The 23,158-nt window shown below is 64.8% G+C and carries 20 protein-coding genes; 6 read left to right on the top strand and 14 right to left on the bottom strand.

Translation table 11 applies throughout. The features are described from left to right. Window positions 1-102 precede the first annotated feature (102 nt). The 14 genes from ACFY68_RS01165 to gshB all read right to left on the bottom strand — a co-directional run bounded on the left by ACFY68_RS01165 (window position 103) and on the right by gshB (window position 14,100). On the bottom strand, window positions 103-717 hold the full coding sequence (locus tag ACFY68_RS01165) for a TetR/AcrR family transcriptional regulator (RefSeq protein WP_387522685.1): 615 nt from the start codon (window positions 715-717) through the stop codon (window positions 103-105). 13 nt (window positions 718-730) lie between these two features. Next, on the bottom strand, window positions 731-2,413 hold the full coding sequence (phaC, locus tag ACFY68_RS01160) for a class II poly(R)-hydroxyalkanoic acid synthase (protein ID WP_387522683.1): 1,683 nt from the start codon (window positions 2,411-2,413) through the stop codon (window positions 731-733). 53 nt (window positions 2,414-2,466) lie between these two features. Continuing rightward, entirely contained in the window at window positions 2,467-3,318 is an 852-nt protein-coding gene (gene phaZ, locus ACFY68_RS01155) for a poly(3-hydroxyalkanoate) depolymerase (protein WP_387522681.1), read from the bottom strand. 62 nt (window positions 3,319-3,380) lie between these two features. After that, complete coding sequence (gene phaC / locus ACFY68_RS01150) at window positions 3,381-5,060, bottom strand: class II poly(R)-hydroxyalkanoic acid synthase (RefSeq protein WP_387522680.1); 1,680 nt, start codon at window positions 5,058-5,060, stop codon at window positions 3,381-3,383. A 351-nt stretch (window positions 5,061-5,411) separates the two neighbouring features. Then, window positions 5,412-5,789, bottom strand: a complete 378-nt coding sequence (locus ACFY68_RS01145; RefSeq protein WP_387522678.1) for a gamma-butyrobetaine hydroxylase-like domain-containing protein — start codon at window positions 5,787-5,789, stop codon at window positions 5,412-5,414. A 175-nt stretch (window positions 5,790-5,964) separates the two neighbouring features. Beyond that, window positions 5,965-7,308, bottom strand: a complete 1,344-nt coding sequence (gene hslU, locus ACFY68_RS01140; protein ID WP_346614069.1) for an ATP-dependent protease ATPase subunit HslU — start codon at window positions 7,306-7,308, stop codon at window positions 5,965-5,967. A 73-nt stretch (window positions 7,309-7,381) separates the two neighbouring features. Continuing rightward, window positions 7,382-7,912, bottom strand: a complete 531-nt coding sequence (hslV, locus tag ACFY68_RS01135) for an ATP-dependent protease subunit HslV (RefSeq protein WP_003249309.1) — start codon at window positions 7,910-7,912, stop codon at window positions 7,382-7,384. Between the two features lie 202 nt (window positions 7,913-8,114). Continuing rightward, entirely contained in the window at window positions 8,115-9,386 is a 1,272-nt protein-coding gene (locus ACFY68_RS01130) for a dihydroorotase (protein ID WP_387522675.1), read from the bottom strand. Further along, on the bottom strand, window positions 9,383-10,387 hold the full coding sequence (locus tag ACFY68_RS01125; RefSeq protein WP_387522673.1) for an aspartate carbamoyltransferase catalytic subunit: 1,005 nt from the start codon (window positions 10,385-10,387) through the stop codon (window positions 9,383-9,385). Before ACFY68_RS01125 ends, ACFY68_RS01130 begins: the two co-directional genes overlap by 4 nt. A 13-nt stretch (window positions 10,388-10,400) precedes the next feature. Beyond that, window positions 10,401-10,919: a bifunctional pyr operon transcriptional regulator/uracil phosphoribosyltransferase PyrR gene (pyrR, locus tag ACFY68_RS01120; protein ID WP_387522671.1), complete on the bottom strand. Its 519-nt coding sequence runs from the start codon at window positions 10,917-10,919 to the stop codon at window positions 10,401-10,403. 49 nt (window positions 10,920-10,968) lie between these two features. Next, complete coding sequence (gene ruvX, locus ACFY68_RS01115; RefSeq protein ID WP_346614066.1) at window positions 10,969-11,394, bottom strand: Holliday junction resolvase RuvX; 426 nt, start codon at window positions 11,392-11,394, stop codon at window positions 10,969-10,971. Further along, entirely contained in the window at window positions 11,394-11,963 is a 570-nt protein-coding gene (locus ACFY68_RS01110) for a YqgE/AlgH family protein (RefSeq protein WP_387522668.1), read from the bottom strand. The genes ruvX and ACFY68_RS01110 overlap by 1 nt, the downstream gene beginning before the upstream one ends. 186 nt (window positions 11,964-12,149) lie before the next feature. Beyond that, window positions 12,150-13,055, bottom strand: a complete 906-nt coding sequence (locus tag ACFY68_RS01105; protein ID WP_387522666.1) for a TonB family protein — start codon at window positions 13,053-13,055, stop codon at window positions 12,150-12,152. Window positions 13,056-13,146: 91 nt separating this feature from the next. Next, complete coding sequence (gene gshB, locus ACFY68_RS01100) at window positions 13,147-14,100, bottom strand: glutathione synthase (RefSeq protein WP_346615418.1); 954 nt, start codon at window positions 14,098-14,100, stop codon at window positions 13,147-13,149. Between the two features lie 196 nt (window positions 14,101-14,296). On the opposite strand from gshB, the gene ACFY68_RS01095 reads away from it, so the two are divergent. The 6 genes from ACFY68_RS01095 to ACFY68_RS01070 are packed head-to-tail and all read left to right on the top strand — an operon-like array spanning window position 14,297 to window position 23,098. Further along, window positions 14,297-14,698, top strand: a complete 402-nt coding sequence (locus tag ACFY68_RS01095; RefSeq protein WP_387522664.1) for a PleD family two-component system response regulator — start codon at window positions 14,297-14,299, stop codon at window positions 14,696-14,698. A 46-nt stretch (window positions 14,699-14,744) separates the two neighbouring features. Beyond that, the gene (gene pilH / locus ACFY68_RS01090; protein ID WP_085676684.1) at window positions 14,745-15,110 is read left to right on the top strand and encodes a twitching motility response regulator PilH; all 366 of its coding nucleotides are present in this window, start codon (window positions 14,745-14,747) and stop codon (window positions 15,108-15,110) included. Continuing rightward, window positions 15,107-15,661 carry a chemotaxis protein CheW gene (locus tag ACFY68_RS01085; RefSeq protein ID WP_346615416.1) on the top strand — a complete coding sequence of 185 codons (555 nt, stop codon included), beginning with the start codon at window positions 15,107-15,109 and terminating at the stop codon, window positions 15,659-15,661. Before pilH ends, ACFY68_RS01085 begins: the two co-directional genes overlap by 4 nt. A 47-nt stretch (window positions 15,662-15,708) precedes the next feature. Next, window positions 15,709-17,733, top strand: a complete 2,025-nt coding sequence (locus ACFY68_RS01080; protein ID WP_346615424.1) for a methyl-accepting chemotaxis protein — start codon at window positions 15,709-15,711, stop codon at window positions 17,731-17,733. 9 nt (window positions 17,734-17,742) lie between these two features. Further along, the gene (locus tag ACFY68_RS01075; protein WP_387522661.1) at window positions 17,743-22,632 is read left to right on the top strand and encodes an Hpt domain-containing protein; all 4,890 of its coding nucleotides are present in this window, start codon (window positions 17,743-17,745) and stop codon (window positions 22,630-22,632) included. After that, window positions 22,625-23,098, top strand: a complete 474-nt coding sequence (locus tag ACFY68_RS01070; RefSeq protein ID WP_387522659.1) for a chemotaxis protein CheW — start codon at window positions 22,625-22,627, stop codon at window positions 23,096-23,098. The genes ACFY68_RS01075 and ACFY68_RS01070 overlap by 8 nt, the downstream gene beginning before the upstream one ends. Window positions 23,099-23,158: the final 60 nt, after the last annotated feature.

The raw sequence follows: 23,158 nt of genomic DNA, 5'->3' as shown, positions 1-23,158 counted from the left end.
TCGCCGCAATCGCCGGCAAGCCGGCTCCCACAGGTACTGCGTCGGTTTCAATACCTGTAGGAGCGGGCTTGCCCGCGATGAAGGCAACGCCATTCAGCAGCCTTACCCTTCCAAGTACCGCACCGCCAACTGCTCCGCCGCCCCCCGCGCTTGCGCCTGCAAATGCGGCGCCACCAGCATCATCACCTGATACACCACAATCCCCACGTCGCCCTCGCGCCCCAGCACCCGCTGGTAATCCAGCGAGAACATCAGCGTCAGGGTGATCTGTTCCACCAACTGCCCCAGCGCCTGCGTTTCACTGACCACCTGCCCCTGGCCCTTGAGACTGGCCAGTAACGCAGCGAGCGTGCGCTTAAGCGCGTTGATCAGGCTGCGCATGCCTCGCGCCAGCTTCGGCAAGCGCCCCGTCAGGTTCGACAGGTCCTGGAAGAGGAAGCGGTATTGAGCCATGCGCTCGACGATCAGATGCAGGAACAGCCAATAGTCTTCGGCATCCAGGCGCACTTCCAGGGGCGGGTCCAGCAGCGGCATCAGTGCCTCTTCGAAACGCTCGAACAGGCCGATCACCAACGGTTCCTTGCCATGGAAGTGGTAGTACAGGTTGCCCGGGCTGATGCCCAGTTCGTTGGCAATCTCCAGGGTCGAAACGTTGGGCTCGCCCTGCTGGTTGAACAGCTGCAGGGCGCATTCGAGGATACGGTCGCGGGTTTTCATCCAGTCGTTGTGCTCATCGGGTCAGGACATAGGTGCCTGGCGCGGGGCCCAGCGGTGGATAAGTTGCATTACCCAGCTCCACGCGTGGCGCCTTCAGCGGGCCGGAGCGCGGGGTGATCCACTCCAGCCACAGCGGCCACCAGCTGCCGTCGCTACGCTGGGCATCGTGGAACCAGGCCCGCGGGTCGCTCGAAAGCTTGGGGTTGTCCAGGTAAAAGGCCTTGGGGTTGCCTGGCGGGTTGATGATGCTTTGGATATGCCCGCTGTTGGCCAGCACAAAACGACGCTCGCCACCCAGCAGCAGGGCCGAGCGGTACACCGCGTCCCACGGGGTGATGTGGTCGTTGCTGCCTGCCACGGTAAAGCTGTCCAGGTCGACCTGTTTGAGGTCGATGGGTGTGCCGCAGACCTCCAGCCCGTTCGAGTGGGTCAGCGGGTTGTGCTTGAAGAAGTCCAGCAGGTCGCCATGCAGCGCGGCCGGCAAGCGTGTGCTGTCGGCGTTCCAGTAAAGGATGTCGAAGGCCGGTGGCGTCTTGCCGAGCAGGTAGTTGTTGACCCAATAGTTCCAGATCAGGTCGTTGGGCCGCATCCAGGCGAAAATCCGCGCCACTTCGCCGCCGTCCAGCACGCCACGTTGGTATGAGCGGCGCTTGGCCGCCTCGATGGTCTGCTCATCGGCGAACAGGCTGGCGGGGCTGTCGAACTTGCTGTCGAGCAGGCTGACCAGGTAAGTGGCGCTGCGCACCCGGCGCAGCTGGTGCTTGGCTTTGAGGTGGCCCTGCAGCGCGGCCATGGTCAGGCCCCCGGCGCAGGCGCCCATCAGGTTGGGGTCGCGGTTGCCGCTGATGCTGCGGCAGGCGTTGAGTGCTTCTTCCAAGGCCTGTACGTAGCTGGACAGGCCCCATTCGCGGTGGCGCGGGTCGGGGTTACGCCAGCTGATCATGAACACCTGCAAACCGTTCTTGAGCATGTACTGGACGAAGCTGTTGGTCGGCTGCAGGTCGAAGATGTAGTACTTGTTGATCTGCGGCGGCACCACCAGCAAGGGCCGGGCATGCTGTTTTTCGCTCATGGGCTTGTACTGGATCAGCTCCAGCAGCTCATTGCGAAACACCACCGCGCCTGGGGTTGCAGCCAGGTTGCCACCGACTTCGAAGGCACGCTCGTCCACCTGGCGCGGCAGGCCGTCATTGTGGCGCAGGTCATCGAGCAGGTGGGCCACGCCACGCACCAGGCTCTGGCCACCGGTATTCAACAGCTCCTTCACTGCCAGCGGGTTGAGCAGCGAGTTGCTCGGGGCCAGGGCGTCGTTGATCAGGTTGAACAGGAAATGCGCGCGGGCCCGGTCGTCGGCGTCCAGGTGGCTTTCCTCGATCCACAGGCGGGTCTGCTTCTGCCACGCCAGGTAGGCCTGCAGGCCGCGGCGATAGAACGGGTTCTGGCTCCATGTCGGGTCGTTGAAGCGTGCATCGCGGGGGCTTGGCTGATACGGCGTGTCGCCGAGCATCACCCGGCCTAGCTGGCCGCTCAGCGCCAACAAATGGCGGGCGGTGTGCAGCGGGTTGCGCAGGCCATGGCGGCCGACATTGCGCAGTGTCGAGACCAGGTCGCGACCGCGCAGGCCGAGAATCGCGTTTTGCACGTTCATGCTGGTGGCGGGAAGCGTTGTCGTTCCTTTGGCCGGTTTGTCTTTCATGGCAGCACTCCTTCGTCAAGCCACGGTCAGCTCAGAACGCAGCAACCAGCACCCTAGCCGCCGGAGGCTGGGCGGGGGTGCATGACTGCACGCTGACGTTCTTGCTGGAGGAACTTCATGATGATCGGGGCGACGGCCTCGGCCCGGGTGATCAGGAACAAGTGACCGTCGTCGATAATGTGTAGCTGGGCATTGGGAATTCGCCAGGCCAGCAGGCGCATGTTGATCAGCGGGATCAACGGGTCGTCGTCACCGGCCAGCACCAGAGTGGGCTGCTGGATCTTGTGCAGCCAATGGATGCTGGTCCAGCCCAGGCCGGCGAACAGCTGCCAGTAGTAGCCCAACTTGCCGCCGGAGCGCACCTTGGATGCGTGGTGCATGGCCAGGTCGGGGTCGCGGCGAAAGCCACCGCCGTAGATCAACGGGGCGATGCGAATCACGTGCGAGGGCTGAATGTATCGACGCGGGCTGGCCATCATCCACAGCACCTTGGGCTTGCCTGGCACCATCACCGCACCGGCGGCAGTAGCGGCCAGCACCAGCTTCTTGCAGCGCTCCGGGTAGTCGTGGGCGAACTGCTGCGCCAGGGCGCCACCCCAGGACACACCGATCACATTGACCTGCCCGTAATCCAGGTAATCGAGCATACGCGCGGTCAGCTTGGCCAGGCCCGGGAAGCGGTAAGGGTGACGCGGAGTGGAGGAACCACCCACGCCTGGCACATCGAAGGCGATGACTTCCAGGTCGGGGTCGAGCGCCTCGATGAACGGGAACACCAGCTCCAGGTTGGCGCCGATGCCGTTGAAGATCAGCAGCGGCGTCAGGTGCGGCTTGCCCGGACGGACGGCGGTACGAATGGACTGGTCGTCCAGCTCGACGGTCCTGAATATGTAGGGTGGCGGCATGCGCGTGACTCTGATGTGGATGAAGCGCCGTGGGCCCTCCATGGGCGCCGCGGCGTTACAACTCAACGTTCGTGAACGTAAGTCCCCGGTGCAGCTTCACCTGCGGCATAGGCGCGGTTGCCGAGGCGCACCGGGGCTTTTTTCAGGTCACCGGCACGCTCGCCCAGCCAGCTCTGCCAGTGCAGCCACCAGGAGTCGGCATGCTTGTCGGCGTTCTCCTGCCAGGCCAGCGGGTCGCCCGGGCGGTCGGCGCCGGTCATGAAGCGCGACTTGGGGTTGCCCGGCGGGTTGAGGATGCTCTGGATATGGCCGCTGTTGGACAGCACGAACTCGATCTTGCCGCCGAACAGGTGCGCCGAGCGGTAGCACGACTGCCACGGGGTAATGTGGTCGTTGGTGCCAGCGACGCTGAAGATGTCGCAGTGCACCTTCTTCAGGTCGATCGGCGTGCCGCACACTTCCAGTGCATCGGAACGGGTCAGTGGGTTGTTCTTGAACATTTCGATCAGGTCGCCGTGGAAGGCGGCCGGCAGGCGCGTGGTGTCGTTGTTCCAGAACAGGATGTCGAACACCGGCGGCTCGTTGCCGAGCAGGTAGTTGTTGACCCAGTAGTTCCAGATCAGGTCGTTGGGGCGCATCCAGGCGAACACCTTGGCCATGTCGCTGCCTTCGAGCACACCGGCCTGGTAGGAATGGCGCTTGGCCGATTCGAGGGTCTGCTCGTCGACGAACAGCGCGACCTGGGTGTCCAGGGTGGTGTCGAGCACGCTGACCAGCAGGGTCAGGGCATTGACCTTTTTCTCGCCCAGCGCCGCATAGTGGCCGACCAGCGCGGTGCAGGTGATGCCGCCGGAGCAGGCACCGAGCATGTTCAGGTCCTTGCTGCCGGTGATCGCCAGCACCGCGTCGACCGCTTCCTTGAGCGCGTCGATGTAGGTCGACAGGCCCCACTCACGCTGAGCCTTGGTCGGGTTGCGCCAGCTGATGATGAAGGTCTGCTGATGGGAGCGCAGGCAGAAGCGCGCCAGGCTCTTTTCCGGGCTCAGGTCGAAAACGTAGAACTTGTTGATCTGGGGCGGTACCACCAGCAGCGGGCGGGCATGCACCTGCTCGGTGATGGGGCTGTACTGGATCAGTTCGAGCACATCGTTGCGGTACACCACGGCGCCTTCACTGGTACCCAGGTTCTTGCCCACTTCGAAGGCGTCCATGTTTACCTGGCTGGGCATGCCGCCGTTGTTGACCACGTCCTTGGCCAGGTTGGACAGGCCGTCGAGCAGGCTCTTGCCGCCGGTCTCGAAGAACCGTTTGACTGCCGCCGGGTTGGACAGGGTGTTGGTCGGTGCCATGGCTTCGGTCATCAGGTTGATGACGAACTGGCCGCGGCTGATGTCCTGGGGGGACAGGTCGCTGTTGCCGATCCAGTCCTGCAGCTCCTTGCGCCAGGCCAGGTAGGTTTGCAGGTAGCGGCGATACAGCGGGTTCTTGCTCCAGGCCGGGTCCTGGAAGCGACGGTCGTCGCCCTCGGGGGCCAGGCTAGACTTGCCCAGCAGCACGTTCTTCAGCTCCAGGCCGAAATGCGCCACGTGCTTGGCGCTGTGCAGCGGCTGGCGTACGGCCTGGCGCAGCACGGTACGGGCAGAGCTCAGCAGATCCTTGCGGCGGATGCCAATGACCGGGTTCAGGCCCAGGGTGTTGTCCGAGGCTTGCCGCTGCAACTCATCGTTGTTCTTGCTACTCATCTACGACGCTCCGTTGTCCTGAGACGAGTACCGGTTTGCTGTGGCAAACGCACAGTCGACAGCCCGGTACTGCTACTCGGGTGACCAGTGATAAGGAACAGCGGTGCTGCGGGCCGGATGCATTCGGCGATGAGCTGCGGGGGAATCTGCGTGTGAAGACTGCCTGCTTTCGCTCGCGACCTCTACAAACCGGCCTGGCCCTGATTGCCTGGAAAGCAATGCAGGGAACTTGCCAGCTCCATTGGTAACCCGACTTCATGTAATGCGCAAGACAGCGCTTGAAAGAGCTGTCTGTAAGGCATTCAAACAGATGAGATTAGAAAATGCGCTCTAACTCTTGGAAGGCCTGACCTAGAGCATCAGTTTAACCACCGATTCGGCAGGATCGCGGGCTTTGCCAGCCTTGTGTAATTCATCGAGGTACTCGGCCCAGAGCTGCTCCTGGCGCAGGCACAGCTGCTCGAGGTATTCCCAGGTGAACAGGCCGCTGTCGTGGCCGTCGTCGAAAGTCAGTTTCAGTGCGTACTGGCCGGCAGGCTCGAGGCCGGAAAGGCCGACGTTGATCTTGCCAAATTGCAGGATAGGGTTGCCGTGGCCCTGCACTTCGGCGGAAGGCGAGTGCACGCGCAGGAATTCGGCGGACAGGTGGTAGACCTCGTCGGGGCCGTACGTGAGGCTGAGGGTCCTGGAGGCTTTGTGCAGATTGATAGCGGTGGGCAGGCGGGCCATGGGCTGAATCTCTGGTTAGCTGATAATGCAAGCTTCGAGAGATTCCCGCCTTTGTGCAAGGGCCTGGTGTGCAGCCCAATCGCCGGCAAGCCGGCTGCCACAGGGTTCAGCAGTGCTGCGGACATTGTGGGAGCCGGCTTGCCGGCGATTGGGCCGCGAAGCGGCCCCTTCGGTCTTACAGGATGTAGCGCGACAGGTCTTCGTTCTGCGCCAGCTCACCCAGGTGGCTGTTCACATAAGCGGCATCGATCTGGATAGGTGCTTCGTCATGTGCACTGGCCAGGTCACCGGCACTGAACGATACCTCTTCGAGCAGGCGCTCGAGCAGGGTGTGCAGGCGGCGGGCACCGATGTTCTCGGTCTTCTCGTTGACTTGGTAGGCGATCTCGGCCAGGCGCTTGATACCGTCGGCCTGGAACTCGATGTTCAGCCCTTCGGTCTTGAGCAGCTCGCGGTATTGCTCGGTCAGCGAAGCGTGCGGCTCCTGCAGGATGCGCTCGAAGTCTTCCGGGGTCAGTGCCTTGAGTTCGACACGGATCGGCAGGCGGCCTTGCAGCTCAGGCACCAGGTCGCTCGGCTTGCTCAAGTGGAACGCACCGGAGGCGATGAACAGGATGTGGTCGGTCTTGACCATGCCCAGTTTGGTGTTGACGGTGCAGCCCTCGATCAGCGGCAGCAGGTCGCGTTGCACGCCTTCGCGGGATACATCGGCACCGCCGACGTTGCCACGCTTGGCAACCTTGTCGATTTCATCGATGAACACGATACCGTGTTGCTCGACCGCTTCCAGGGCCTTGGCCTTGAGGTCGTCGTCGTTGACCAGGCGGCTCGCTTCTTCGTCGCGAACCATCTTCAGCGCTTCCTTGACCTTAAGCTTGCGCGCTTTGCGCTTGCCCTTGCCCATGTTGGCAAACAGGCTCTGCAGCTGGTTGGTCATCTCTTCCATGCCGGGGGGCGCGGCGATTTCGACGCCGGCGGTGTCGGCAACTTCGATCTCGATTTCCTTGTCGTCCAGCTGGCCTTCACGCAGGCGCTTGCGGAACAGCTGGCGGGTGTTGGAATCGCTGCTGGTTTGTGCGGCTTCTTCGCTGAAGCTGGTCACCCGGGCCTGCGGCAGCAGGGCATCGAGGATACGGTCTTCGGCGGCATCTTCGGCGCGGTGGCGCACGCGGATGATTTCCTGCTCACGCAACATCTTCATGGCCGCGTCGGCCAGGTCGCGGATGATCGACTCGACATCGCGGCCAACGTAGCCGACTTCGGTGAACTTGGTCGCTTCGACCTTGAGGAACGGCGCATTGGCCAGCTTGGCCAGGCGACGGGCGATTTCGGTCTTGCCGACGCCGGTGGGTCCGATCATCAGGATGTTCTTCGGGGTGACCTCGGCACGCAGCTCGGCAGGCAGCTGCATGCGCCGCCAGCGGTTGCGCAGGGCAATGGCCACGGCGCGCTTGGCGTCGTCCTGGCCGATGATGTGGCGGTTGAGTTCGTGGACGATCTCGCGGGGGGTCATGGACATGATGAAAATGGTCCTCGAGCAGAGCAATCAGTGTGGAAAAGTCCCGCTCTGGGCGGGACGCCAAAACAACTGATCAGTCGGCCAGGTCCTGCTCCTCGATGGTCAGGTTGTGGTTGGTGAACACGCAGATGTCACCGGCGATGTTCAGGGCTGTCTCGGCGATTTCACGGGCCGAGAGGTCGGTCTTGTTCAGCAGGGCGCGGGCTGCGGCCTGGGCGTAGGCGCCGCCGGAACCCATGGCAATCAGGCCGTCTTCGGGCTCGACCACGTCGCCGTTGCCGGTAATGATCAGCGATGCATCCTTGTTGGCCACGGCCAGCATGGCCTCCAGACGGCTCAGGGAGCGGTCGGTGCGCCATTCCTTGGCCAACTCGACGGCGGCACGCACCAGGTGGCCCTGGTGTTTCTCCAGCTGCCCCTCGAAACGCTCGAACAAGGTGAAGGCGTCGGCGGTGGCACCGGCAAAGCCGGCGATGACCTGGCCGTGGTACAGGCGACGAACCTTTTTGGCGTTGCCTTTCATCACGGTGTTGCCGAGGGATACCTGGCCGTCGCCGCCCATGACGACTTTGCCGTTACGGCGGACAGAAACGATGGTGGTCAAGGGGGAGTCTCCACGCAGCGGGGCAAAATTGCCTGATGCAGACTCATATGGGGGTGGGGGGAAGGATTTCAACCGGGGGGGATGAATGGTTGGTGGATGTCTGTGCTGGCCTCATCGCCGGCAAGCCGGCCCCCACGCAGGTTTTAGCGCTGCAAATCCCTGTGGGAGCCGGCTTGCCGGCGTTGAGGGCGGTGGGGCCTACTCAGCCCTCGTGGCAGACATGCCCATCGACCAAGGTATAACGCACCGCCCCAGGCAGGCAGTGGCCGATGAACGGGCAATTGTCGCCGCGTGAGAACCACTGTTCACCGGCAACGGTCGAGGCCTTGGCATCGAACAGCACCAGGTCAGCAGCTGCACCTACCTTCAGCTCACCCGCCGGCAGGCGCATGGCCGCCGCAGGGCCGCTGGTCAGGCGAGCCAGCAGGGTTGGCAGGTCGAGCAGGCCGTCGTCAACCAGGGTCATGGCCAGTGGCAGCAGCAGTTCGACGCTGCTGATTCCAGGCTCGGTAGCGCCGAACGGTGCCAGCTTGGCATCGCGCTCGTGCGGCTGGTGGTGGCTGGAGATCGCCTGGATCACGCCCGACTTGACCGCCTGGCGTAGGCCTTCGCGGTCGGCTTTGCTGCGCAGTGGCGGCTGCACGTGGTACAGGCTGGAGAACTCGCGCAGCGACTCGTCGGTGAGGATCAGCTGGTACAGGGCAACGTCGGCAGTTACCGGCAGGCCAAGCTGCTGGGCTTGTTCGATCAGCCGCGCACCACGGGCGCTGGTGATCTGTGTGAAGTGCGCGCGCACGCCGCTCTGCTCGACCAGCAACAAGTTGCGGGCCAGGGCCACGGTCTCGGCACTTTCGGGGATGCCGGGCAGGCCGAGGAAGCTGGCCATGGCGCCTTCGTGGGCCAGGCCACCTTGGGCCAGGTCGCGGTCCTGGGAGTGGAACACCACGGTCAGGTCGAAAGTGGCAGCGTATTCCAGGGCGCGGGCCAGGGTACGGTTGTTGGGGATTTCCTTCAGGCCGTTGCCGAAGGCCACGCAGCCGGTGTCGCGCAGGGCCACCAGCTCGGCCAGTTGCTCGCCTTCCAGGCCTTTGGTCAGGGCGCCGATCGGGTAGACCTTGCTGTTGCTGGCTTCACGGGCACGGTCGAGGATCAGCTCGGCCACTGCCGAGGTGTCCAGCACCGGCTTGGTCTGCGGCGGGCAGCACAGGCTGGTGACGCCACCGGCCACGGCGGCGCGGGTTTCGCTGGCGATGGTGCCTTTACGGCTGTAACCCGGCTCACGCAGGGAGACACCGAGGTCGACCAGGCCTGGCGCGGCGATCAGGCCGTCGGCCTGGAGGGTACGGCTGGCGCTGAAACCGGCTGGGGCCGCGCCGATCGCGGCAATACGGCCGCCATCCAGGTGCAGGTCGGTGACCTGGTCCAGGCCACTCTTGGGGTCGATGACCCGGGCGCCAAGAATGCTGAGGGTCACTGGGCGTTCTCCTGGTCGATTTGACGTTGCGCGTTCTGCCCGCTCATGGCCATGGACAATACCGCCATGCGCACGGCGATGCCGTAGGTAACCTGATTGAGGATCACCGAGTGTTTGCCGTCGGCAACCGCCGATTCGATTTCCACGCCGCGGTTGATCGGCCCTGGGTGCATGACGATGGCGTCAGGCTTGGCGCCGGCCAGGCGCGCGGTGGTCAGGCCGAACAGGCGGTAGAACTCGCCTTCGCTGGGCAGCAGGCCGCCGGCCATGCGCTCGCGCTGCAGGCGCAGCATGATCACCACGTCGACGTCCTTCAGGCCTTCGGCGAGGTCGGTGTAGACCTTCACGCCATATTGCTCGATGCCGATCGGGATCAGGGTTTTCGGGCCGATCACGCGGATGTCCGGGCAGCCCAGCGCTTTGAGCGCGAGCATGTCGGAGCGGGCCACGCGCGAGTGCAGGATGTCGCCGACGATTGCCACGGACAGGTTTTCGAAGCTGCCCTTGTGGCGGCGGATGGTCAGCATGTCGAGCATGCCTTGGGTAGGGTGGGCATGGCGGCCATCACCGCCGTTGATCACCGCGACATCCGGGCACACGTGTTCGGCAATGAAGTGTGCAGCACCCGAGTCGGAGTGGCGCACGACGAACATGTCGGCGGCCATGGCTTCGAGGTTGCGCAGGGTGTCGAACAGGGTTTCGCCCTTGCTGGTCGAGGAGGTCGACACATTGAGGCTGATCACGTCGGCCGACAGGCGCTGAGCGGCCAGTTCGAAGGTGGTGCGGGTACGGGTCGAGTTCTCGAAGAACACGTTGCACACGGTCTTGCCGCGCAGCAACGGGACTTTCTTGACGGCCCGGGCGCCGACTTCGAGGAACGAGTCGGCGGTGTCGAGGATCTCGGTCAGCAGTTCGCGGGGCAAACCGTCGAGCGAGAGGAAGTGGCGCAGCTGGCCCTGATCATTGAGCTGCAGCGGGCGCTTGGCGTCGATTGGCGTCATCGCGAGTGGACTCTTAAAGGGCGGAAGCGGTGGCGAGGTCCTGGCGCTCGAGGGCGAGCGGTGCGGGTCCGGTCAATTTTACCCGTTCATGGGCGGCCAGCGACAGGGTGGCGCCAAGCACATTGGGGCGGATCGGCAATTCGCCGGCATCCAGGTCCAGCAGGCAAACCAGCGTCACGCTGGCCGGGCGGCCGTAGTCGAACAGTTCGTTGAGTGCGGCGCGGATGGTGCGGCCGCTCATCAGTACGTCGTCGATCAGCACCAAGTGCTGGCCTTCGACCTCGAACGGCAGCTCGGAGGGGCGCACTTGCGGGTGCAGGCCGTTCTGGCTGAAATCGTCGCGGTAGAAGGACACGTCCAGGGTGCCCAGCGGGCTTTCGTCGGCCATTTCCCGCTGCAAGGCCTGGGCTACCCAGACACCGCCGGTGCGGATGCCAATGAAGCGCGGTTCGGTGATGCCGCGGCGGGCCAGATGGGCGCGTAGGTCGACAGCCATCTGCCGGATCAGGTCGGCTGGATTGGGTAGGCTCATTGCGTGCTCCTAGGGGGGCGCCGGGTTGGCCCGACGGCAAAGCGGAAAGTTAGGTGTTGGCCTCCAGCCAGCCTTGCAACAGCAGGGCAGCGGCGATGGCATCGACCGGGTTGTCACGGTAGCTGCCGCGCTGGCCGCCGCGGGCCATGCGCTCGCCCTTGGCCTCGAAGGTGGTCAGGCGTTCGTCGTGGGTGTGCACGGGCAGGTTGAAGCGGCCATTGAGACGGCGGGCGAACTTTTCGGCGCGGGCGCTCATTTCGCTGGGAGTGCCATCCATGTTCAGCGGCAGGCCGACGACGATGGCATCGGGCTTCCACTCGGTGATCAGTTTTTCCACCTGGGCCCAGTCCGGCACGCCGTTTTGCGCCTTGAGGGTGCACAGCTCGCGGGCTTGGCCGGTGATTACCTGGCCGACGGCCACGCCGATCTGTTTGCTGCCGTAGTCGAAGCCCAGCAACAGGCGTAGTTCAGCCATCAGGCGTGGCCCGCCTGGCTGGTCAGCAGGCTGAGGTTGATGCCCAGGCTGCGGGCGGCGGCGCCCAGGCGCTGTTCGCTGGCCATACCGAAGAGGATGTCAGGGTCGAACGGGCAGTTGAGCCAAGCGTTGTCGGCCAGTTCTGCTTCCAGTTGGCCCGCTTCCCAGCCGGCGTAGCCCAGTGTGATCAGGCTCCGTTTGGGGCCGACCCCTGCGGCAATCGCAAGCAACACATCCTGCGATGTGGTCAGCGACAACCCTTCCAGGGCCACGGTGGCCTGGAAGCTGCATTCGCTGCTGTGCAGCACGAAGCCGCGGTCGGTCTGCACCGGGCCGCCCTGGTAGATGGGCACTTGCAAGGTACTGGCCGGTGGCTCCTCGTCCGGGCGCAACTGCTCGAGAATGTCCGCCAGGTTCAGCTCCTGAGGTCGATTGACCACCAGGCCCATGGCGCCATTGGCGTTGTGCTCGACGATATACGTGAGGGTCTGGGCGAAGTTCGGGTCGGCCATGTGCGGCATGGCGATCAGGAACTGATGCTTGAGGTAGCTCGGGGCGAGGGTTTTCATGAGGGATAGTGTGGCGCCAGGTGGCGAGGCTGACAAGGTGCTGTGCAGCTCAGATTCAGGGCCGCTTCGCGCCCCATCGCCGGCAAGCCGGCTCCCACAGGTAAAACGGTGATTCTGAGGACGGCGCGGTCCCTGTGGGAGCCGGCTTGCCGGCGATGGGGCGCGAAGCGGCCCTGAAAGCGCAAATCAGTTACTGGAAAGCCGATCCCCGCGGGCAAACCGCCAGGTGCGGATAATCTCCAGCCGGTCGTATTCGGCAAGGTCCCCGGTAAACGGCGCAAACGGCGCGGCCAGCCGCACGATGCGCTGCGCGGCCTGGTCCAGCAGCGGCTGGCCGGACGACTCCAGCACCAATACCTCATACAAAGAGCCATCGCGGTTGATCGACACCATCATCCGCAAGTTGCCGTAAATCTGCTGCCGGCGCGCTTCGTCGGGGTAGTTGAGGTTGCCCACCCGCTCGACTTTCTTGCGCCACTCTTCCTTGTACCAGGCGCCCTTGTCGCGCATGGTCGACGCCGCGTTCAGCCGGTGGATACGCGGGCGTTTGGCGTACATCTGCTGTTCGTTGGACAGCTCGGCCTCAAGGCTTGCGATCTGGCTCGACAGCTGCGAGCTGTCGAAATCAGGCGTGGCCGCTGCCGGCTTTGGCTGCGGTTTGCTTGCCTTGGGCTTGGGCTCGACCTTCTGCGCCTTGGGCGCCTGGGTAGCCACGGCAGACTTCTGCGGCGCAGGCGGCGGCACAACTTCGGGCTTGGCCGCGGGAGGTGGGGTGACCTTGTTGATCTTGCTGTCCTGGAACGGCGCGACCTCGGTGGTGGTGGGCACCGCCTTTTTTTCCAGGGTGCCGCTGCCCTGCTGGTTGGCCTGTGCCTGGTAATCGGCCTTCTCGGGTGCCTTCTCGCTTTTGAAGGTGGCCAGCGTGATATCCATGGTCTGGCGGATTTCAGCCGGTTTGACCACGCTGAAACCGACCCCGAGGATCAGCGCCAGGTGCACCAGGGCAGCCAGGAAAAGGGTAAAGCCAAGCCGGTCCACCGGGCGAACGCGGGGTGGCAGCAGGTCGGCAGGGATGTCGGCGGGCAGCGTCATCAGGTATCCAGCAACCGCAGGGCGGGGCAGCAGCTCAGTCGAAAAGGACTGGCATCATACCCCACTCCGCGCTTTTGCTTCGCGTCGGCGGTCAGCGCGCCTTCAGCTGGCGATCAATGGCATCCATCAGTTTGCCGCCGATATCGGTGTTGTAGGCGGCATCGATCTCGCGAATGCAGGTCGGGCTGGTGACGTTGATTTCGGTGAGGTAGTCGCCGATCACGTCCAGGCCGACGAACAGCAGGCCCTTTTCACGCAGGGTCGGGCCGACCTGGGCAGCGATCCAGCGGTCACGCTCGCTCAGCGGGCGTGCTTCGCCACGGCCACCGGCGGCCAGGTTGCCGCGGGTTTCGCCGCTGGCCGGGATGCGCGCCAGGCAGTAGTCGACCGGCTCGCCGTCGATCATCAGGATGCGCTTGTCGCCGTCCTTGATCGCCGGCAGGTAGGCCTGGGCCATGATCTGCTGGGCGCCGAGTGCGGTCAGGGTTTCGAGGATCACCGACAGGTTGGGGTCGCCAACCCGGTGGCGGAAGATCGACGTGCCGCCCATGCCGTCCAGCGGCTTGAGGATCACATCGCCGTGCTTGGCTGCAAATTCCCGAATGATGTCCGGGCGGCGGCTGACCAGGGTCGGGGGTGTGCACTGCGGGAACAGCGTGGCGAACAGTTTTTCGTTGCAATCGCGCAGGCTCTGCGGGCGGTTGACCACCAGCACGCCTTCGGCCTCGGCCTGTTCCAGCAGGTAAGTGCTGTAGACGAACTCCATGTCGAACGGCGGGTCCTTGCGCATCAGGATCACGTCCAGCTCGGCCAGGGTGCTGTCCTGTTCGTCGCCCAGCTCGAACCAGCGCGCCGGGTCGGCAAACACTTTCAATGGGCGCATGCGCGCGCGGGCCTTGCCTTCGCCCTGGTACAGGTCGCGCTGCTCCATGTAGAACAGGCTCCAGCCGCGGGCCTGGGCGGCCAGCAGCATGGCCAGCGAGCTGTCCTTCTTGTAGGAGATGGACGCGATCGGGTCCATGACAATGCCGAGGCGAACGCTCATGGGGTGGTTCCTCTTGGCGGCCCGTGGCCGCGGTGAATCGAAAGAAAAGTGGCTCAGGGTGGCGCTGTGAGCGCCGCGGGTCAAGGGGGCGGCAGATGGAACGGGCCCCCGGAGTGTGCTAAAAATGCCCTCAGCTTCAAGCTGCAAGCCATCAGTGCCTTGCAGCCCACACTGTGCAGCGATGGTAGCGCGACTTATGGAACAGCCCCTGAAGGTGATGGTGATCGACGATTCCCGCACGATCCGCCGCACCGCGCAGATGTTGCTCGGCGAAGCGGGCTGTGAGGTGATTACCGCCAGCGATGGTTTCGATGCCCTGGCCAAGATCGTCGACCACCAGCCGCAGATCATTTTCGTCGACGTGCTGATGCCCCGCCTTGATGGCTATCAAACCTGTGCGGTGATCAAGCACAACAGTGCCTTCAAGGACATCCCGGTGATTCTCCTGTCGTCACGCGATGGCCTGTTCGACAAGGCCCGCGGGCGGGTGGTCGGCTCTGACCAGTTCCTGACCAAACCATTCAGCAAGGAAGAACTGCTCGACGCGATCAGGGCCCATGTGCCCGGTTTCGTTGCGCACGAACAACACGCACCCTGACCGCGCCCGAGGTGGCACGGCCTTTTTTTCCTGATGGGGAAACAGCATGGCCCGAGTTCTGATTGTCGACGACTCGCCGACAGAGATGTACAGATTGACCGAATGGCTCGAGAAGCATGGCCACCAAGTGCTCAAGGCCAGCAACGGCGCCGACGGTGTGGCCCTGGCCCGCCAGGAAAAACCGGATGCGGTGCTGATGGACATCGTCATGCCTGGCATGAACGGCTTCCAGGCCACCCGCCAGCTGAGCAAGGACCCGGAAACCAGCGCCATCCCCGTGGTGGTGGTAACCACCAAGGACCAGGAAACCGACCGGATCTGGGCCACGCGGCAGGGCGCTCGCGACTTCTTGACCAAACCCGTGGAAGAAGACGCGTTGATCGCCAAGCTCAAAGAAGTACTGGGCGCTTGACCACCCGCCCCCAAGGCGCGTCTCTGACCGCCTTCGAGCTGTTGCTGGACATCGACCGGCGCTGCCGCCTGCTGGTGGCCGACCAGCCGCTGCAGGACACCCGCCTGCAACAATGGAGCGGTATCGGTTTTCGCATTGCCGGGCAGTGGTTCGTCGCGCCGATGGGTGAGGTGGCCGAGGTGTCGCGCGAGCCGCGCAGCAGCCGTGTGCCGGGGGTGCAACCATGGGTCTGCGGGGTGGCCAACCTGCGCGGCCGGTTGCTGCCGGTCATGGACCTGAGCAGTTTTCTCGGCCTCGGCCCGGCGGCCCCGGGCAAGCAGCGGCGGGTGCTGGTGCTGGACCACGAGGACCTGTTCGTCGGCCTGCTGGTCGACGAGGTGCTGGGCCTGCAGCACTTTGCCCTGGATACCCTGGAGCTGGCGCCGCCACAGCCGTTGATTCGCGCCGCCGCGAGGTTCGTCCAGGGGCATTTCCCGCGTGAACGCAACTGGGCGATCTTCAGCCCCTTCGCCCTGTGCCAGGCGCCGGGCTTTCTAGACGTGGCGCTATAGGACTTTCGAACGTGAACAAGCCGGCCACCAATGTCGCCTCCACCAGCATGACCCCGCGCACGCGCAGCATCGCGCAGATCACCGTGCTGTTCGTGGTGCTGATCCTGTCGATCATCCTGCTGTTCGCCAACTTCGCTTACCTCAATACCCAGTCCAACCACGACAAGCAGTACATCGGCCACGCCGGTGAACTGCGCGTGCTGTCCCAGCGCATTGCCAAGAACGCCACCGAGGCTGCGGCTGGCAAGGCCTTGGCCTTCAAGTTGCTGTCGGATGCGCGCAACGATTTCGAGCGGCGTTGGAGCTACCTGCGTGAAGGTGACAAGTCCACCGGCCTGCCAGCGGCGCCGGCCGCCGTAAAGGATGAAATGGAAGCGGTACGCCAAGACTGGGAAAACCTGCGCAAGAACACCGACACCATTCTTGCCAGTGAACAGACTGTATTGTCGCTACACCAGGTGGCGGCGACCCTGGCCGAAACCGTGCCGCAGCTGCAGGTGGAATACGAGAAGGTGGTTGAGATCCTGCTGCAGAGCGGTGCTCCGGCCAGCCAGGTGGTTGTGGCACAACGGCAGTTGCTGCTTGCCGAGCGCATACTGGGGTCGGTCAACACCGTGCTGGCCGGCGACGACACAGCAGCGCAGGCCGCCGACACCTTCGGCCGTGATGCCAGCCGGTTTGGCCAGGTGCTCGAAGGCATGCTGGCGGGCAACCCGGCCATCCAGGTAACCCGCGTCGAGGATGCCGACGCCCGTGCCCGGCTGGCCGAAATCGCCGAGCTGTTCCAGTTTGTCGCAGGCTCGGTCGATGAAATCCTCGAAACCTCGCCGGAGCTGTTCCGCGTGCGCGAAGCGGCCGGCAACATCTTCAGCCTGTCGCAAACCCTGCTCGATGAAGCCTCGCACCTGGCCAATGGCTTCGAGAACCTGGCCGCCGGGCGCACGCTGGATACTGTGGGTGGTTATGTGCTGGGCCTGCTGGCGCTGGCCTCGATCATCCTGATCGGCCTGGTAATGGTGCGCGCCACCCACCGGCAGTTGCACGAAACCGCCGAGAAGAACGAGCGCAACCAGCAGGCGATCATGCGCCTGCTCGACGAAATCGAAGAGCTGGCCGACGGCGACCTGACCGTGACGGTGTCGGTGACCGAAGACTTTACCGGGGCCATTGCCGACTCGATCAACTATTCCGTGGACCAGTTGCGCGACCTGGTGGCCACCATCAACCACAGCGCCGAGCAAGTGGCTGCAGCGGTGCAGGACACGCAGAACACCGCCCGCCAGCTGGCCAAGGCCTCGGAGCACCAGGCCGATCAGATCAGCGAGGCGTCGGAGGCGGTGGGCGACATGGTCGAGTCGATCGACCGGGTTTCGGCGCATGCCTACGAGTCGGCCAAGGTGGCCGAGCGTTCTGTGGCGATTGCCAACAAGGGCAATGAGGTGGTGCATAACACGATCAACGGCATGGACAACATCCGCGAGCAGATTCAGGACACCGCCAAGCGGATCAAGCGCCTGGGTGAGTCTTCCCAAGAGATCGGCGACATCGTCAGCCTGATCGACGACATTGCCGACCAGACCAACATTCTTGCCCTCAACGCGGCTATCCAGGCCTCGTTGGCGGGGGAGGCCGGGCGCGGCTTTGCCGTGGTTGCCGATGAAGTCCAGCGCCTTGCGGAGCGCTCATCCTCGGCGACGCGGCAGATCGAAGCGCTGGTGCGGACCATCCAGGCCGACACCAACGAGGCGGTGATTTCCATGGAGCAGACCACCGCCGAAGTGGTGCGTGGCGCGCGGCTGGCGCAGGACGCCGGGGTGGCGCTGGCCGAAATCGAAGGGGTTTCGCAAAACCTCGCCGAACTTATCCACAGCATCTCGGATGCCGCCCAGTTGCAGACATCCTCTGCAGGGCAGATTTCCCACACCATGGCGGTCATCCAGCAGATCACCGCGCAAACCTCCGCCGGCTCCGGGGCCACCGCCGACAGCATTCGCCACCTGGCGCGGATGGCCAGCGAGATGCGCCGCTCGGTGTCCGGGTTTACTTTGCCAGCACCGGCCGAGCGGCGCTAAGGAATGGTCATGGCTGCAGCCGTAAGCCCCGAACGCCACGATACCGTGGCCCTGGCCTGGACGCGGGCGGCCATCCTCGACTGCCTGGGCCAGGCGCGCCAAGCCCTGGAGCGCTTTGCCGGCGCGACCGACGACTTGTCCTTGCTAGGGTTCGTGGTGGACAACCTGCACCAGGTGCATGGCTGCCTGCGCATGCTCGAACTGCGCGGTGCCACGCGCCTGGCCGAAGAGCTGGAGCTGTTGGCCAGGGCCATTGCCGAGGGCCATGTCAGCCCGCGCGGTGACTGCCTGGGGCCGCTGTTCCGTGGCCTGGAGCAACTGCCGTCGTACCTGGAGCGGCTGCGTGGGGCGCGGCATGACCTGCCTCTGGTGATGCTGCCGTTGCTCAACCAGTTGCGCGCCTGCCGAGGTGTCGAGCCGTTGGCCCAGGGTAGCTTGATCAGCGGCGCAGCCCAGCGCTTTGCAGGCTCCGACGACCTGGCCAACCTCGACCTGTCGTTGGGCAACTGGCGTGATCAGATCCAGGCAGGGCCCGGGCGTGATGCCTTGCGCTCGGTAATCAGCGCCTTGTGCGATGACCTGATGCGCATCAAGGAGCGCCTGGACCAGTTCGTGCGGGGTGATCGCCAGCACAGCGAGCAGCTGGACAGCCTGCTGTCACCCTTGCGCCATGTTGCCGATACCCTCGCGGTCCTGGGCTTTCAGCAGCCACGGCGGGTGATCGTCGACCAGGTGCTGGCCTTGCAAGCCGTGGCCCAGGGCGAACGTGCGGCAAATGACGCGGTGCTCATGGATGTCGCAGGCGCCTTGCTGTACGTGGAGGCAAGCCTCAATGGCATGGTCGGCCCGCTGGAGGAAGGCGGGCAGGGCGGCCTGCCCGGTTCGGACCTGGCCGAAATTCGCCAGCTGGTGCTGAACGAATCGCTAAACGTGCTGCAGCAAGCCAAGGACCTGATCGGCGATTGCCTTGAGTCCGACTGGCCGCGCCAGCGCCTGCAGCCCTTGCCGGGCCTGCTGCAGCAGGTGCGAGGTGCGCTGGCGATGCTGATGCTGCCAGCGGCTGCCGAAGTGTTCGCCGGCTGTGCGGGCTATGTGCAGCGCTGGCTGCAACATCTTGACGTGGAGCCGCCAGCGGACGAGCTGAACCACCTGGCTGATGCCCTCAGTGCCAGCGAGTGCTACCTGCAATGGCGGGTTGCCGACCCGCTGGCCGATGGCCAGCCTTTCCTCGACATGGCCCGCGCAAGCTTGTCGGCGCTGGGCGTGCAGTGCTCGCACGGTGACGCCGGCTTTGAGCAGGACGGCAGCACCGACGGCATCGATGACGAACTGCGCGAGGTGTTCCTTGAGGAAGCCGGCGAGTTGCTGCCGGAGATCGAGCGGCACTGGTTGCGCTGGCGTGCCGACAATACCCTGCGCGATGCCTTGCTGGAGGTGCGCCGCGACCTGCATACGCTCAAAGGCAGTGGCCGCATGGTCCATGCCCAGGCGGTCGCCGAACTGGCCTGGGGCGGCGAGCATCTGCTCAACCGAGTGCTGGAGGGGCGCATGACGCTGGCCCCGGAAGGCGTGGTGGCCTTGCAGCAGGTAGTAGTGCACCTGCCCGACCTGCTGGCCGACTTTGCTGCCGGCCAGATGCCCCAGGTGACCGAGATCGAGCAGTTGGCGAGCCACCTGCATGCACTGGCGGAAAACGATGCCCCGGCCAGTGCCGAGATCGATGGCCTCGACCCGCTGTTGCTGGACATCTTTCGCAATGAAGCCCAGGGCCACCTGGCCAGCCTGGACGCATTTCTGCAGGCCGCCGATGGCCAGGGCACCGTCGTCAGCGATGGCCTGCAGCGCGCCCTGCACACGCTCAAAGGCAGCGCGGCGATGGCTGGCGTGTTACCGATCGCCGAGCTGGCGACTGCCTTCGACCGCCTGGTGCGCGAGTACCGGGGCCACCAGTTCCCGTTGCAGGTGGCCGAAATCGAATGGCTGGAAGCGGCGCGGGCTTTGTTTGAAGCGGGGTTGGCGCAATTGGGCAGCACGCCGTTGGCCGCCATACCCGGTGCGGCCGAGCTGATCGAGCAGGTCGGCGAGGCGGTGGACGCGCGGCTTGCCAGCGTGCATGACGAGCCGCTGCAGGCGCGCCGGGGCAAGCGCGACCCGCAATTGATCACAAACTTCCTGGCCCAGGCCATGGACATCCTGTTGGACGCCGAGTCGTTGCTGTCGCGCTGGCAGGAGCAACCGGGGCAGCGCCAGTCGCTGGACACCTTGCTCGATGAACTGACCACCCTCTGCCACGGTGCGCACCTGGCCGACCTGTGGCAAATGGACGACGTCTGCGAAGCGCTGCTGGACCTCTACGGCGCAGTGGAAGAGGGCAGCCTGGCTGCTGATGCGCGTTTCTTCGCCCAGGCCCGTCAGGCCCACGAGGTGCTCCTCGACATGCTTGACGAGGTTGCGGCTGGCCAGGAGCTGACCGCCCGGCCAGACTGCACCGATGGCCTGCGCAAGTTGCTCGACGGAGCTTTGGCGCCCGATGCCACAGGCCTGGTGGCACCCGGGTCGGTCACTGTGCTCGATGCCCCCCTGGAGCCGGCCGAAGAGGCCGATAACCCGGGTGACAAGGAACTGCTGGAAGTCTTCCTCGAAGAAAGCTCGGACATCGTCGAAAGCGCCGGCGCGGCCCTGGCGCGCTGGCAGGCCGACCCGCGCAGCAGCGTTGAAGTGGACAACCTGCTGCGTGACCTGCACACGCTCAAGGGCGGCGCACGGATGGTCGAGATCGCCGCCATCGGCGACCTGGCCCACGAGCTGGAGTTTCTTTACGAACTGCTGGCCGCTGGGCGTTTGCCGCCGAGTGCGCCGTTGTTCGCCCTGTTGCAAAATTGCCATGACCGCCTGGCGCACATGCTCGATGCCGTGCGCCTGGGCCAGCCGCTGCATGCCGCCACCGCGCTGATCGACTACATCCGTAACTTCAGCAGCGCCGCCCTGACCGACAGCGCTGCGGGGCAGGCCCAGGCCGAAGCCGCGCCCGCCGAAGTGGCTGCTGCTGCCCCGGAGCGGGCGCCTGGCGACATGGTCAAGGTGGATGCCGAACTGCTCGACGACCTCGGCAACCTGGCCGGCGAGCACTCGGTCATCCGCGGGCGTATCGAACAACAAGTCAACGATGCGCAGTTTGCCCTGAACGAGATGGAAACCACGCTGGAGCGCATGCGCGACCAACTGCTGCGCCTGGACATGGAAACCCAAGGGCGCATCAGCAGCCGCCAGCCGTTCGAGGGTGACGCCTACGAAGACTTCGACCCGCTGGAAATGGACCGCCATTCGCAGTTGCAGCAATTGTCTCGGGCGCTGTTCGAATCGGCATCCGACCTGCTCGACCTGAAAGAGACCCTGGCCCAGCGCGCGCAGGAGGCCCATAGCCTGCTGCAACAGCAGGCGAGGGTGAACAGCCAGTTGCAGGAAGGCCTGACCGCGACCTTGATGGTGCCGTTCGAGCGCCTGGTGCCGCGCCTGCAGCGGGTGGTGCGCCAGGTGGCCAGCGAGCTGGGCAAGCAGGTCGAGCTGGTGGTCGGCAATGCCGAGGGCGAGCTCGACCGCAGTGTGCTCGAGCGCATGGTGGCGCCGCTCGAGCACATGTTGCGCAATGCCGTCGACCATGGCCTGGAAACGCGTGAGGCGCGCCTGGCGGCCGGCAAGCCCGAGTTGGGCACCATCCACCTGAATTTGCTGCATGAGGGCGCCGATATCGTCATCGAGATGACCGACGATGGCGCCGGCGTGCCGCTGGAGGCTGTGCGGCGCAAGGCGATCAAACGTGGCTTGCTGGATCCGCAGGCACACCTGAGCGACCACGAGATCCTGCAATTCATCTTGCGCCCGGGCTTTTCCACTGCCGAGAAGATCACTCAGATTTCCGGGCGTGGCCTTGGCATGGACGTGGTACACGAGGAGGTCAAACAGCTGGGTGGCTCGATGAGTATCGAGTCGGCCCCGGGCAAGGGTGCACGCTTCCTGATCCGACTGCCGTTCACCGTGTCGATCAACCGCGCGGTGATGGTGCACCTGGGCGAAGAGCAGTACGCCATCCCGCTCAACACCATCGAGGGCATCGTCCGCGTGCCGCCAGCCGAGCTGGCCGCCTGCTACCAGCACGACGTGCCCCATTATGTTTATGCCGGCCACACGTACGAATTGCGCTACCTGGGTGAGCTGCTGCAAGGCTTGCCACGCCCCAGCCTGCTGGGCCAGAGCGTGCCGTTGCCGGTGCTGCTGGTGCACTCCCAGGAGCAGTCGTTCGCCATTCAGGTCGACAGCCTGTCGCCCAGCCGCGAGATCGTGGTGAAAAGCCTTGGCCCCCAGTTCGCGGCTGTCGCGGGGCTGTCGGGCGCCACCTTGCTCGGTGATGGCCGGGTGGTGCTGATTCTTGATCTGCTCGGCCAGCTGCGCGGCCAGCAACGGCGCCTGGCGCGCTTGCCGGGCGGTAGCGGGGTACAGCGCACGCTGTTCGGGCCGGCACCGCGCAGGGCGTTGCTGGTGATGGTGGTGGACGACTCGGTGACCGTGCGCAAGGTCACCAGCCGCCTGCTGGAGCGCCATGGCATGAGCGTGCTGACGGCCAAGGACGGTGTCGACGCCATGGCCTTGCTGGAAGAGCACCGCCCGGACGTGTTGCTGCTGGACATCGAAATGCCGCGTATGGACGGCTTTGAAGTGGCCGCCCGTATTCGCCGTGACCAACGTCTTAAAGACCTCCCCATCATCATGATCACTTCGCGCACCGGGCAGAAGCACCGCGACCGGGCCATGGCCATCGGTGTCAACGACTACCTGGGCAAACCCTATCAGGAGTCGGTGCTGCTGCAGAGCATCGCCCACTGGAGCCAGACCCATGCTTGAACTGATCTCAGGCCAGCGCAGCAGCCTGACCGGTTTGCTGCTGCCGTTGGGCGACCGCACGCTGGTGCTGCCCAATGTCGCCGTGGCCGAACTGATTGGCCAGCGCAACCTGGTGTGCCAGCGCGGCGAGCCGAGCTGGCACCTGGGGTGGATCGACTGGCGCCAGCAGCACCTGCCGCTGATCGGTTTCGAGGCGGCTTGTGGCACAGAGACACCGTGCGGCGAGCGGGCGCGTATCGTCGTGTTGAACGCGCTCGGGGATACCGGCCTGCGTTACCTGGCGGTGCTGCTGCAGGACATTCCGCGCTCGTGCAAGCTCGACAGCCAGCTCAACTATGTGGATGTGGCGCTGGGTAGCCTGGAGCTGGCGGCGGTGCAGGTGGGCGAGCAGGTGGCACGGGTGCCGGACCTGATCGGGCTGGAAAGGCTGGTGCGGGACGCGCAACTGCAACCTGTGCTTGGGTAGGATGGTGCTGCGGCTGGCCTTTTCGCGGGGCAAGCCCGCTCCCACAGGTACACCACTGTC

Source organism: Pseudomonas sp. NPDC012596, from assembly GCF_042902325.1.
Lineage (GTDB): Bacteria > Pseudomonadota > Gammaproteobacteria > Pseudomonadales > Pseudomonadaceae > Aquipseudomonas.
The sequence above is the reverse complement of the archived record's forward strand: the minus strand, read 5'-3'. Positions and strand labels throughout refer to the sequence as shown.

Coding starts and splice junctions, on each gene's coding strand:
- ACFY68_RS01165 (WP_387522685.1), bottom strand. CDS start 717: ATGAAAACCCGCGACCGTATCCTCGAATGCGCCCTGCAGCTGTTCAAC.
- phaC (WP_387522683.1), bottom strand. CDS start 2,413: ATGAAAGACAAACCGGCCAAAGGAACGACAACGCTTCCCGCCACCAGC.
- phaZ (WP_387522681.1), bottom strand. CDS start 3,318: ATGCCGCCACCCTACATATTCAGGACCGTCGAGCTGGACGACCAGTCC.
- phaC (WP_387522680.1), bottom strand. CDS start 5,060: ATGAGTAGCAAGAACAACGATGAGTTGCAGCGGCAAGCCTCGGACAAC.
- ACFY68_RS01145 (WP_387522678.1), bottom strand. CDS start 5,789: ATGGCCCGCCTGCCCACCGCTATCAATCTGCACAAAGCCTCCAGGACC.
- hslU (WP_346614069.1), bottom strand. CDS start 7,308: ATGTCCATGACCCCCCGCGAGATCGTCCACGAACTCAACCGCCACATC.
- ACFY68_RS01125 (WP_387522673.1), bottom strand. CDS start 10,387: ATGACGCCAATCGACGCCAAGCGCCCGCTGCAGCTCAATGATCAGGGC.
- pyrR (WP_387522671.1), bottom strand. CDS start 10,919: ATGAGCCTACCCAATCCAGCCGACCTGATCCGGCAGATGGCTGTCGAC.
- ruvX (WP_346614066.1), bottom strand. CDS start 11,394: ATGGCTGAACTACGCCTGTTGCTGGGCTTCGACTACGGCAGCAAACAG.
- ACFY68_RS01110 (WP_387522668.1), bottom strand. CDS start 11,963: ATGAAAACCCTCGCCCCGAGCTACCTCAAGCATCAGTTCCTGATCGCC.
- ACFY68_RS01105 (WP_387522666.1), bottom strand. CDS start 13,055: ATGACGCTGCCCGCCGACATCCCTGCCGACCTGCTGCCACCCCGCGTT.
- gshB (WP_346615418.1), bottom strand. CDS start 14,100: ATGAGCGTTCGCCTCGGCATTGTCATGGACCCGATCGCGTCCATCTCC.
- ACFY68_RS01095 (WP_387522664.1), top strand. CDS start 14,297: ATGGAACAGCCCCTGAAGGTGATGGTGATCGACGATTCCCGCACGATC.
- pilH (WP_085676684.1), top strand. CDS start 14,745: ATGGCCCGAGTTCTGATTGTCGACGACTCGCCGACAGAGATGTACAGA.
- ACFY68_RS01080 (WP_346615424.1), top strand. CDS start 15,709: ATGACCCCGCGCACGCGCAGCATCGCGCAGATCACCGTGCTGTTCGTG.
- ACFY68_RS01075 (WP_387522661.1), top strand. CDS start 17,743: ATGGCTGCAGCCGTAAGCCCCGAACGCCACGATACCGTGGCCCTGGCC.
- ACFY68_RS01070 (WP_387522659.1), top strand. CDS start 22,625: ATGCTTGAACTGATCTCAGGCCAGCGCAGCAGCCTGACCGGTTTGCTG.